Origin of the sequence: Frigoribacterium faeni (assembly GCF_007988805.1) — a bacterium.
Classification (GTDB): Bacteria; Actinomycetota; Actinomycetes; order Actinomycetales; family Microbacteriaceae; genus Frigoribacterium; species Frigoribacterium faeni.
Genome location: NZ_BJUV01000016.1, coordinates 78,285 through 88,544, shown reverse-complemented (window position 1 = coordinate 88,544; position 10,260 = coordinate 78,285). Strand labels below are relative to the sequence as shown.

The 10,260-nt window shown below is 70.1% G+C and carries 12 protein-coding genes; 5 read left to right on the top strand and 7 right to left on the bottom strand.

The window, feature by feature from the left end:
- Window positions 1–120: 120 nt before the first annotated feature.
- The gene (locus tag FFA01_RS09305; RefSeq protein ID WP_146855374.1) at window positions 121–720 is read right to left on the bottom strand and encodes a TetR/AcrR family transcriptional regulator; all 600 of its coding nucleotides are present in this window, start codon (window positions 718–720) and stop codon (window positions 121–123) included.
- 120 nt (window positions 721–840) lie between these two features.
- Here FFA01_RS09305 and FFA01_RS09300 point away from each other — a divergent pair, with 120 nt between their 5' ends.
- Window positions 841–1,785 (top strand): alpha/beta hydrolase family protein, encoded by a 945-nt coding sequence (locus tag FFA01_RS09300; RefSeq protein ID WP_146855372.1) that lies wholly within the window; start codon window positions 841–843, stop codon window positions 1,783–1,785.
- Window positions 1,786–2,458: 673 nt separating this feature from the next.
- Here the strand turns inward: FFA01_RS09300 and FFA01_RS09295 are convergent.
- A complete protein-coding gene (locus FFA01_RS09295; RefSeq protein WP_146855370.1) occupies window positions 2,459–2,878 on the bottom strand; it encodes a MerR family transcriptional regulator in 420 nt (139 codons plus the stop codon).
- Between the two features lie 144 nt (window positions 2,879–3,022).
- Between FFA01_RS09295 and FFA01_RS09290 the strand changes: the two genes are divergently transcribed.
- Complete coding sequence (locus FFA01_RS09290; RefSeq protein ID WP_146855368.1) at window positions 3,023–3,736, top strand: SDR family oxidoreductase; 714 nt, start codon at window positions 3,023–3,025, stop codon at window positions 3,734–3,736.
- A gap of 21 nt (window positions 3,737–3,757) precedes the next feature.
- On the opposite strand, the gene FFA01_RS09285 is transcribed toward FFA01_RS09290, so the two are convergent.
- Window positions 3,758–4,408 (bottom strand): MmyB family transcriptional regulator, encoded by a 651-nt coding sequence (locus FFA01_RS09285; protein WP_146855366.1) that lies wholly within the window; start codon window positions 4,406–4,408, stop codon window positions 3,758–3,760.
- Between the two features lie 41 nt (window positions 4,409–4,449).
- Between FFA01_RS09285 and FFA01_RS09280 the strand changes: the two genes are divergently transcribed.
- Both FFA01_RS09280 and FFA01_RS15915 read left to right on the top strand, forming a co-directional pair.
- Window positions 4,450–5,352: an SDR family NAD(P)-dependent oxidoreductase gene (locus FFA01_RS09280; protein ID WP_146855364.1), complete on the top strand. Its 903-nt coding sequence runs from the start codon at window positions 4,450–4,452 to the stop codon at window positions 5,350–5,352.
- A gap of 112 nt (window positions 5,353–5,464) precedes the next feature.
- The gene (locus FFA01_RS15915; RefSeq protein ID WP_167627332.1) at window positions 5,465–6,064 is read left to right on the top strand and encodes a GNAT family N-acetyltransferase; all 600 of its coding nucleotides are present in this window, start codon (window positions 5,465–5,467) and stop codon (window positions 6,062–6,064) included.
- Between the two features lie 4 nt (window positions 6,065–6,068).
- Here the strand turns inward: FFA01_RS15915 and FFA01_RS09270 are convergent, their stop codons facing one another.
- Window positions 6,069–7,181 carry an esterase/lipase family protein gene (locus FFA01_RS09270; RefSeq protein WP_146855362.1) on the bottom strand — a complete coding sequence of 371 codons (1,113 nt, stop codon included), beginning with the start codon at window positions 7,179–7,181 and terminating at the stop codon, window positions 6,069–6,071.
- Window positions 7,182–7,307: 126 nt separating this feature from the next.
- Window positions 7,308–7,664, bottom strand: a complete 357-nt coding sequence (locus tag FFA01_RS09265; RefSeq protein WP_146855360.1) for a putative quinol monooxygenase — start codon at window positions 7,662–7,664, stop codon at window positions 7,308–7,310.
- A gap of 169 nt (window positions 7,665–7,833) precedes the next feature.
- Here FFA01_RS09265 and FFA01_RS09260 point away from each other — a divergent pair, with 169 nt between their 5' ends.
- Window positions 7,834–8,775: an AraC family transcriptional regulator gene (locus tag FFA01_RS09260; protein WP_146855358.1), complete on the top strand. Its 942-nt coding sequence runs from the start codon at window positions 7,834–7,836 to the stop codon at window positions 8,773–8,775.
- Between the two features lie 77 nt (window positions 8,776–8,852).
- Here FFA01_RS09260 and FFA01_RS09255 read toward each other — a convergent pair whose 3' ends face one another.
- Window positions 8,853–9,647 (bottom strand): hypothetical protein, encoded by a 795-nt coding sequence (locus FFA01_RS09255; RefSeq protein WP_146855356.1) that lies wholly within the window; start codon window positions 9,645–9,647, stop codon window positions 8,853–8,855.
- Entirely contained in the window at window positions 9,644–10,219 is a 576-nt protein-coding gene (locus tag FFA01_RS09250) for an RNA polymerase sigma factor (RefSeq protein ID WP_146855354.1), read from the bottom strand. Before FFA01_RS09250 ends, FFA01_RS09255 begins: the two co-directional genes overlap by 4 nt.
- Window positions 10,220–10,260 lie beyond the last annotated feature (41 nt).

Below are 10,260 nucleotides of genomic sequence, written 5' to 3'. Positions count from 1 at the left end.
TGGCGGAGCCAACGCCGTTTAGCGGCAGGCCGGGATTGTCCGTCGGCGTTATGCGCCCCAATCTCAAAGTCGTTTGTACGTTAGAGGATGGGTTAGCGGGGGCCTTGGAGCTGCGCTGTCTCAGGGGGTGAGAGCGCCAGATATCAGGGCCTGCACGAGTCGATCGGCGTCGTAGCCGGAGTCGCTCGCGGCGCCGATGCAGAGGTTGCCGACGCCCTTGAGGAGGTTGTACCCATCTAGGGCCGGCTCGTCGTTGGTGGGGCCGACATCGGCGCGCGCCGCGGCGAGGAGCGAACTGGAGACCGGTACGAGCCGGCCCACGAAGTACGCGTGAAGTGCGTCCGACCCGGCGGCGTCACCGTGGAGGGCGTCGGCGAGGCCGTGCTTCGTCACGAGGAAGTCCACGAACAGCGCCACCCACGTGCGCAGCGCATCCTCGGGGGTCGCGCTCTCGACGAGGAGTCGCGGCCCGGCCTCGGCGCAGGCCTCGACCTGGTGACGATAGACCGCGACGACCAGCTCAGACCGGGTTGGGAAGTGCCGGTAGACGGTGCCGACCCCCACGCCCGCCTTCGTCGCGATCTCGCGTACGGGAGCGTCCACGCCGGATTCCACGAACACCTCGGCAGCCGCGTCCAGAAGGGCCTGCTGGCTCCGGCGGGGGCGGCCTACCGGCCTCGACGGCGCGGCTGTGGCCTTGCCGTCCTGCGTGTCGGGCATGGCGCCTCCTCGATCGGATGAATCGGTTCTTGCTTAACGGAACGATGTTCCGTAAAGTTGCGGAGCATTGCTCCGATAAGCAGTATCGCAGAGCGTGACCCCCCACGAAAGGCACTCTCCATGTCCTCATCACTCGTCACCGCACTGGACGAGATCGGCGGCGGCGGCGACCCGGTCGTCTCCGTCGCGCCGGTCACCCTGTCGGCCCGGGGGCGCGCCGTCCCGCTCGAGGTCCGCGTGTCGGCACCCGCCACGGGAGGCGACCTCCCGGTCGTCGTGTTCTCACACGGCAACGGCTGGAACCTCGACGGCTACGCGCCCCTGACCGCTTTCTGGGCCTCACGCGGCTTCGTCGTCGTCCAGCCCACGCACCTCGACTCGCGGCGGAACGGGTTCGGGTTCGACCACCCGGTCTTCCCCTCGATCTGGACCGAGCGCATCGCCGATCTGACTCGCGTCCTCGACCAGCTCGACACCATCGAGGCGGCCGTCCCCGGTCTCGCCGGCCGCGTCGACCGCGACCGGATCGCCGCTACGGGCCACTCCTGGGGCGGCCAGACCGCCCAAGCGTTCCTCGGCGCGCGCATCGTCGATGAGGAGGGGCACGTCGGAGGCGACATGTCAGACAGTCGCGTGACCGCGGGCATCCTCTTCGCCGCCACCGGGCTCGGTGGTGACGATCTGCACCCGTTCGCCAAAGCGAATTTCCCGTTCATGCGCCCGTCGTTCGCGGAGCTCAGCACCCCGACTCTCGTCGTCGCCGGCGACCATGACCAGTCCAAGATGTCCAGCCGCGGACCCGACTGGTTCACCGACGCCTACACGCACAGCCCCGGCGCCACCGACCTCCTCACCCTGCACGGCGCGGAGCACGCCCTGGGCGGCATCGTCGGCTACGAAGTGGCCGAGACCACCGACGAGAACCCCGAACGGGTCGCCGTCGTCCAGCGCATGAGCGCTGCCTACCTCCGCACCGCTCTCCACGTCGATGAGGGTGCCTGGCCTTCGGCCCGGAACGCTCTCCGGCGAGCCGCCGACCCGATCGGGTACATCGACACCAAGTAGCGTCACGGTCCCTCGCAAGTAGGGCCGCTGTCACCGCGGTTGCAAGGGGCCTCGTCCCAGGCTCCCGGGCCGTCTCACTAGACGGTCGTTGACCGCGACCCATCCCGCTGGGATGCTTCTTGCAACCGACGGAGGTCGTCATGTTCGAAGAACGCGGGTGGTTCGCCGAGGCTGACGCGAGAGCGCTCAGGCCCGCTGACTCGGTGAACGATGTGGATCATCGTGGAGATGCACCCCGAGCCGAGCACTGGCCTGAACCGGTCCGCCTCCGTCCACTCGACCGCCTCCTGCGCGGCTTCCCTTGGCACGACCGGGTTCAGCGACCGCGTCGTTAGCTGGCAACCCGGTTCTGCCCGGCAGACGATCCCGGACCGCGAAAAGGCGGTGTCGATGAACCGGGCCCCCCTCAGGGGCGCGGTTGCCGCTCCACACACCTTCGAGCAGACGGCCAGCCCCTCGAGGTCTCCGGCTCGCTCAGCGTCTCGCTCATCCCAACAGGTGGCCGGGCTTCACCTAGCTCTCCTGCGAGCGGCCTTCGCCCGACGAACTGCCCGAGCCCTCGCTCAGCCTCGCGTGCCGCGAGGTCGACGCCATCGGCAGCCGCTCGGTCGGCGTGGTGGACGGAACGCCGTAGCGGACGCCGGTCGTCGGACCCGCTGGAGCGTCTTGCGACTCAGGCCGCGAGGGCCTTCGCGTGCGAGCCCTCGTACGCCGGTCCGCCCTCGCGCAGCGCCGGGCAGTGCTCGGGCGTCGGATTCAGACAGATGTCGATGACGCGAGACAGCTCCTCGCGGGCCCGCTCGAGCTCGGCGATATCCGCGGCGATGCGGTCGCGCTCCGAGTGGAGCAGGGCCATCGCCTCGGGCGCGGCGACGCCGGTGTCGACGCTCGGCAGCAGCTGCAGGATCGTGCGGCTCGGCAGCCCCGCCGTGTACAGGCGCTGGATGAGCTGCACGCGTTCGATCGCGGCCTCGGGGTAGATGCGCTGGCCGCTCGTGGTGCGCTCGGCCGGCAGCAGCCCCTGCTCCTCGTAGTAGCGGAGCGCCCGCGTGCTCACGCCGGCTCTCGTCGCCACATCGCCGATGCGCAGCATGCGTCTTCTCCCTGGCCGTGCGGCCCGTCGATCACGTCGGGTGCCGATCGGACGAAGGGACTTGCCCTTCACGTCGACGTCAACTCTTAGCGTAGGCCATGCCGCACCACGCATCCGGCTCGGGCGGCAGGAGGAAGAGCACGCATGGACATCCAGGATCAGGTCGCCCTCGTCACCGGCGCCAACCGCGGCATCGGCCGCACCTTCGTCGAGGAGCTCCTCGCGCGCGGCGCCCGCAAGGTCTATGCGACCGCGCGCCGACCCGAGGCCATCGACTTCCCCGGGGTCGAGGTGGTGCGCCTCGACCTCACCGACCCCGCATCCGTGAGCGCCGCCGCCGAGGTCGCACAGGACGTCACTCTCGTCGTCAACAACGCCGGCATCTCGACCGGAGCAGGTCTCCTGACGGGCGACATGACGGAGATCCGCCGCGAGATGGACACCCATTACTTCGGCACGCTCGGCGTGATCCGCGCCTTCGCTCCGGTCCTCGCCGCGAACGGCGGCGGTGGGATCGTCAACATCCTGTCGGCGCTGTCCTGGTTCGCGGCGCCCGGCTCGGGCGGCTACGCGGCGGCCAAGGCCGCCGAGTGGAACATGACGAACGCGCTCCGGCTGGAGCTCGCCGGCCAGGGAACCCTCGTGCAGGGCGTGCACCTCGGCGCGGCCGACACCGACATCATGGCCGGCTACGACGGCCCGAAGATCGACCCGCGGGACGTGGCGCGCACCGCGCTCGACGGCGTGGCCGCCGGTGAGATCGAGGTCGTCGTCGACGCCTGGAGCCGCATGGTGAAGGACTCGCTGAGTGCGGACCCGAGGGCGTTCTACCAGCAGATGCAGGCGATCCTCGGCTGACTCCACCTCCGGGGGGCGTCGCTAGCCGGGGTGTCCCTGGCGGATGCTCGATGTGTCGTCGGTGCCCAAGGACAGCAGCACCAGCGCGCTTGCCGTCGCCGAGCCGGCCTCGCAGCCGTAGACCACGAGCTGCAGGCCCGGCGACCCCTGGACGGCGAAGGTGTGGGCGTCGAACTCGAGTCGCCCGACATCGTCGTGCTCGAACCGCTTGCCCGTGGTCGTCTTGCGCTGGACTCGCTGCGCGCTCCACCGCTCGGCGAAGTCGGGGCTCGCGTCGTTCACGTCCGCGACCAGGCGAAGGAGGCCCGGGTCACCCCCGAACTCCGCGGTCGCCGCCCGCAGGCTCGCGACGGTCGAATCCGCGGCTCGGGCCCAATCGGTGTGGAAGTGCCGCGCGGCCGGGTCGAGGAAGGTCATCCGCACGAGGTTGTCGAACCGTTCGAAGGGTGCGTACACCGCTCGGGCCAGGGCGTTGGCGGCGAGGACGTCGTGCGCCGGGTCGATCACGAACGCGGGGTGCGTGGACCATGAGTCGAGCAGCTGCCCGAGAGCGGGCGTCGTCGATGTCGCGACGCGGGGGAGTCGCGGCGGAGTCACCAGACCCGCCAAGGCGAACAGGTGGTCGCGTTCGTCGCCCTCGAGGTCGAGCCCGTCGGCGATGCCCTCGAGCACCGCTGCTCCGGGGCTGACCTCTCGCCCCGGCCGACGGCCGCATCCGTCATGAGCTGCGGGCCGACGGCCGTTACGTCGAGGCCCGCGGCGACCGCGAGGCGGCCTACGTCGGCAGCTACGAGGTCGACGGCGACCACATCGACTACCGCGACGACACCGGTTTCACCGCAGACGGCGACTTCAGGGACGATGTCCTGCACCACGCGGGCATGGTGCTGCACCGGCGGAAGGTCGTCCTCGTGACGGGTGCCTCCAGCGGTATCGGGCGCGCGACGGCGCTCCGTCTCGCCGCGGCCGGCCACCCCGTCGTGCTCGGAGCCCGGCGCATCGACCGCCTCGAGATGCTGGTCAGCGAGATCGAGGAGGCGGGCGGCACGGCGACGGCGGTTCCTCTCGACGTCAGCGACCTCGCCTCGGTGCAGGGGTTCGCGGCGGCGGCACTGGCACACTTCGGGCGAATCGACGTTCTCGTCGCCAACGCCGGCGTCATGCCGCTGTCGCCTCTGGCAGCGGGCCTCGTCGACGAGTGGGACCGGATGATCGACGTCAACGTGCGGGGCCTCCTGCACAGCATCGCGGCCACGCTGCCGACCATGCTCGACCAGGGCGTCGGCCACGTCGTGACCATCGCGTCCGTCGGGGCGTACGACGTCTCGCCCACGGCTGCGGTCTACTGCGGCACGAAGTTCGCGGCCCGAGCGATCACCGAGGGGCTCCGCCAGGAATCGCCGCGCGGGATCCGCGTGACGACGGTCTCGCCCGGCGTCACCGAGTCGGAGCTCGCCTCGACCATCAGCGACGCCTCCGCCGCCGCCGCGATGGTCGTCTACCGTGCCGAGTCGATCTCCGCCGACGCCATCGCCCGCGCCGTCTCCTACGCGGTGGCCGAGAGGCCCGACGTCGACATCAACGAGATCGTCGTGCGCCCCGCTGCGCAACGCTGAGTCGCTTCTCAATACCGGCGCGATCCGTCCGGCGAATGACCGGCGAGATGGCTTCCATCACCGCGTCGGTGTCTCTGTCGTGATCGTCTCTCGGGCGCGCCACACTGGAGGGGTGACACAGATCGTTCAGGCCGAGACCAGCGACGCGGAAGCGATCGGCCTGTTTCAGACGCGTTGCTGGGAGCAGACGTACAGAGGCATCGCCCCGGACGAGTTCCTCGACTCGGCGACCGCTCAGGTCCGGGCCACTCGCTGGGCAGAACGCATCGCCGACGGCTCTCGTCGAGTGCTGATGGCCCTGTCTGACGACGGCGTCCTGCTCGGCGTAGCCAGCACCACACGTGCCGACCAGGCCGTCGATGGGCTGCCGGCGCTGGAGCTGTCCACGATCTACGTCGATGAGCGAGCGCACGGCACGGGTGTCGCTGCCCGATTGCTTCGGGCGGCGCTCGAGGATGAGGACGCCCACCTGCTCGTGTTCTCGTTCAATGAGCGAGCGCAGCGTTTCTACTCCAAGCACGGCTTCCACCCCAACGGGGACAGCCAGACCGACCCCGGAACGGGACTCGAGGAACGACGATGGGTCCGTCGATGTGCGGGTGGAGGAGGAAGTCGGCGTGCAGCAGTTCCTCGTCCAGGATCCGGACGGCTACCTGGTCAGGTTCCAATCCTCCGCCGGGCGTCGACGGCTTGCCCGACAGCCGATCGATGACCGGTCAGCTGACGAGGGGGAGTACGGCTTGGCACGTGGGCGTGACGGCGGTCGCGGGATCGAGGGTGTTGCGGACGAACTGCAGGGCGATCGGGTCGTAGGCGATGCCGAGGTGGTCGGTGGTGTCGAGGGCGCAGTGGTCCTGGACGGTGATGTTCGTCGCCCCCGGGTCGCGCAGGAACGTGTTCGTGTACGGGGTGACGACCTCGTCGTAGACGGTGCTGATCACGGTGTACTCGACACCCGGAACGGTGTCGCCTCCGGCGTTGAGCGCCGTGAGGAAGTCAGAGCCCGCACGCTGCTGGACGCACGCCGCGCACGGGATGCTCGTCAGCGCCTCTCCCCCGGGGAGCACGGCGACCACCGGCAGCACCCCGTTGAAGCTCGTGCCGTAGTTGGACGACGACAGGCCCACGAGCTGGTCGACCTTCGCCGCGCCTCCGAGCTCCTGCAGGTAGTAGCGGGGCATCATGCCTCCCTGCGAGTGGCCGACCAGGTCGACCTTCGCGGCGCCGGATGCCTCGAGGACGCCATCGACGAAGGTCGACAGCTGCCCTGCGCTGGTGGGGATGTCGCCGATGCCCTTGACCGCGACGCCGGGTAGTCCGCCGTAGTTCAGGGCGTAGACGCAGTATCCGTCGGCCTCGAGGTCGCTGGAGAGCTGCACCCAGTTGTTCAGCGCGTTCTCGAAGGTGCCGTGGACGAGCACGACCGGGTCGGGGTGCGCTGCCGTCGGCACGCACGAGAAGTCGTTCGCCCCGGGCGGTGAGGCTTCGGGCAGAAGGGCCGAGAAGGCTGCCGAGACGGGGAAGCTCGCGGTGTCGAGCGAGGCCGCCAGGCTGAGGCCCTGGTCGGGCCCGGCACCGACGTCGACGGAGTTGCCGAGGGCGTCGAGTCCCAGGTCGAGTCCATCGGGGCCCACGCCCAGGCCGAGGCCCGCAGCGTCGAGGCTGACGGCGTCGGTGCCGGACGTCCCACCGAGCGAGAGGCCGTCACCGAGGCCGAGGGGCAGCGCAGCCGACGCAGGAGCGGGCTGGCTCAGGGGCGACAGGGTGACGCCGACGAGGGCGATGGCTGCAGCCGCGGTCGAGGCCAGGAGGGTGGTTGCGCGTCTCATGAGGGCCGTCTCTCTCCGCCCACGTCGGGTGCGGGCTCGACGGTCATCCGGAGCCACGCCCATGACCCGTTTGGGGGTAGTGGACTACTTGCAGAGAGCGAACGCTCGCGGCGCGGGCTCCCCGGGTCAGTCGATCAGTGGTCGGAGCCACTCGGCCTCGAGGTCGCCTTCGACGAGGTCGCCCAGCTTGCCGAAGTAGTCCTGCATGTGGGGCTGCTGCACGTGGCGGGCGATGTCCTGGCCGGACGACCAGCGCTCGTAGAAGGCGAACGACCCCGGTCGCTCCTCGCTGGTGTGGACCGCGTACTGCTCGTAGCCCCGCTCGGCTCGGACCGCCGGGATGATCGCCCGGATCGCGTCCTCCAGCTCGCGCTCCTTGCCGGCCTTCGCGCGGGCGAAGCCGTAGACGGCGACCGGAGTGGTCGAGGCCAGGACGTCGGCGGGCATCAGGCCGTCGGGGACGGTGTCGTCAGGGGTGCTCATGGTGGATCCTTCTGTCGTGTCTTCTCGTCCCGGCGTGCGCTCGGGTCGAGATCCACGCTAGGAGCGGCTGGCGGAACGCTCAATGCGCGCAGCATCCACGAAGATGTCCGTGAGGACCACCTCCCCTCCGGTCCTGAGTCCTTCGCACTCTCTGTCGTAGGTTGGGGGGATGGACGTTCTCTCCGAGGTGCTCGACGCGTCCGGGGTGCGGGGGAGCGCCGGCGCGCGCATCGCCGCCGGTGGCGACTGGGGCGTCGAGTGGCTCCGTGACCGGGACGCCGTCGTCTACGCGGTCACCGCCGGCATCGCCTGGCTGACTCTCGACGGAGAGGCCCCCCGCCTGCTGATGACCGGCGATGTCGTCATCCTCACCGCAGGTGCGGCCCATTCCCTCTCGAGCGAGCCCGGCGCCGACATCCACTCGTGCGACGTGGCCGCCGCCGCCGACGCCCGCCGCCACGGCGGCGTCCTGCGCCTGGGGGACGGCGACGTGCAGACCCAGGTGCTCGGCGCCTCCTACTCCCACGATCCGGCCGGGAGCACTCCCGTCTTCGCACTGCTCCCACCGGTGGTCCACCTCGGCGCCCACCAGCTCGGTCCGACCCTGACCGACGTCGTCCGGCTCCTGGGGAGGGAGATCTCCCACCCGGGTCTCGCGACCGACCTCCTGCTGGACCGCCTCGTCGACGTCCTCCTGATCGAGATCCTCCGCACCTGGCTGGCCTCCTCCCCGACGATCGACGCATCGTGGTGGGGCGTTCTCCGCGACCCGCTCCTCCTGCGCGCCGTCACACGGATCCACGAGGCCCCCGGGCACCCGTGGACGACGGAGGCCCTGGCGCGTGAGGTCGCGACGTCCAAGCAGACGCTCGTCCGTCGTTTCTCGGCCTTCGCCGGGACCACGCCCGGCGCGTACCTGACCCGCTGGCGGATGGACCTCGCCGCGCATCGCCTCCGGGACACGGACGACACGCTCGACGAGATCGCCGCCGACGTCGGCTACACGTCCGTGTACGCGTTCAGTCGAGCCTTCAGCCGCGAACGCTCGCTCCCGCCTGGACGGTATCGGACGGCCTCGCGCATCCCGGTGGAGAGCACGGGATCACCGTAGCGGCGGCGAGGGGGCACACGCGTCGACGCCGGGGGCGATGCCGTGACGCGTGGACGGGAACCGAGGATGGACGCGCGTCACGGGGTGGAGCTGGGCGACGGTACGGCCGTCTCGACGGATTCGAGGTCGTCGATCAGTCCTCGGTCGAGCGGAACCTCCGGCAGGGTGCCGACAGGTGGGGTCGCTCGCCCGATCACGGTGACGCCGTCCGTCTCGTAGACGTCGACCGTGCCGACTCGGTCCGCTCCGAACGTCTTCTCCCAGAGGACCCATCCCTTCCGGCCGTTGTCGGCGGTGTACGGCACGAGGTCGGGATGTCCCTGCCGATTCTCGATCCCGTACGTCTGACCCTGGGCGTTCACGCCCCACTCGGACGTCACGGAGCTCGCGTACTGCAGGGTGGCTCGCCACGTCGTCCCGGGAGACGCATTCACGCTGAACTGCGTGCCGCCGTCGGGCAGCTGCCCGTCGGTGACGTGCATGGTTCCGGAGTCGCTGACCGAGCAGTCGATGCCGCTCGTCGATGTTCCATCGTCGGTCGGCACCTGGACGACGCCGACCCTGTTCAGGCATGTGACGTCGATGATCACGGCGCCCGCGGTCGCCGGAGCGGCCCCGATGTCCACGAGTGCCGGACCCGTGTGAGTGGCGGTCGTCGTCGTTCCGAGAGCCGACGTGACCGTGGCTCCTGGGGCGTTCGCGACGAACAGAGCTGCGGCGCTCGTGGTGAGCGCCACGGCCGCTACCCCCACCAGCGAAGCCGTCACCCGTGCGCGACGCTGGTGGCGTTGGAGGCTGCTGGCCCGTGTGCCGAGCGCCGCCAGTTCCATTCGGATCGCGGCGGACGTCTCGGGCTGCATGTCGTGGCTCATGAGTAGATGCCTTCCGGGCTGGTCCTCGGGGTGGGGTCGAGATCGTGGAGGTCGTCGCGCAGTCGTCGTCGGATGCGATGGAGCCGCACTCGGGCGGTAGCGGGCTTCACGCCGAGGGCCTGAGCCGCCTGCCAGACCGGCATGTCCTCCAGGCTGGTCAGCACGACGAGCGCTGCATCCGCGGGGGACAGTCCCGCGAGGGACGTCGTCAGTCGTGCGCGCAGCTCCATCTGCTCGTCGTCTCGTGCGTGGATCAGCTCATCGCTTCGCGGAAGCCGCTGCAGAAGCGATCGGTATCTCGTCGCGGCCCGCCGGTGGTTCCGGCTGAGGTTCACCGTCGTGACCAGCAGCCATGGCAGCACGGACCCCGAGACGACGTCGACGGTCTTCCGTTTCCGCCACAGCTCGTAGAAGGCTGCGGCGGTGACGTCCTCGGCGTCATGGACGCCGTCGGTCAGGCTCATCGCACGACGGTAGACGCGTGCTCGGTGGCGGTCGAAGAGCACGGCGAAAGCTTCACCGTCGTTCTCCTGCGCCCGCTCCCACAGGGGGCCGTCGTCCTGATCGTTCATCACACTGAGTAGTGTCCGGCCGGGTGTCCCGCGTTACAGGC

What these genes read in the sequence shown, in the direction of transcription:
- FFA01_RS09295 (WP_146855370.1), bottom strand. Translation starts at nt 2,878, where the DNA reads ATGCTGCGCATCGGCGATGTGGCGACGAGAGCCGGCGTGAGCACGCGG.
- FFA01_RS09305 (WP_146855374.1), bottom strand. Translation starts at nt 720, where the DNA reads ATGCCCGACACGCAGGACGGCAAGGCCACAGCCGCGCCGTCGAGGCCG.
- FFA01_RS09265 (WP_146855360.1), bottom strand. Translation starts at nt 7,664, where the DNA reads ATGAGCACCCCTGACGACACCGTCCCCGACGGCCTGATGCCCGCCGAC.
- FFA01_RS09255 (WP_146855356.1), bottom strand. Translation starts at nt 9,647, where the DNA reads ATGAGCCACGACATGCAGCCCGAGACGTCCGCCGCGATCCGAATGGAA.
- FFA01_RS09250 (WP_146855354.1), bottom strand. Translation starts at nt 10,219, where the DNA reads ATGAACGATCAGGACGACGGCCCCCTGTGGGAGCGGGCGCAGGAGAAC.
- FFA01_RS09290 (WP_146855368.1), top strand. Translation starts at nt 3,023, where the DNA reads ATGGACATCCAGGATCAGGTCGCCCTCGTCACCGGCGCCAACCGCGGC.
- FFA01_RS09300 (WP_146855372.1), top strand. Translation starts at nt 841, where the DNA reads ATGTCCTCATCACTCGTCACCGCACTGGACGAGATCGGCGGCGGCGGC.
- FFA01_RS09260 (WP_146855358.1), top strand. Translation starts at nt 7,834, where the DNA reads ATGGACGTTCTCTCCGAGGTGCTCGACGCGTCCGGGGTGCGGGGGAGC.
- FFA01_RS09270 (WP_146855362.1), bottom strand. Translation starts at nt 7,181, where the DNA reads ATGAGACGCGCAACCACCCTCCTGGCCTCGACCGCGGCTGCAGCCATC.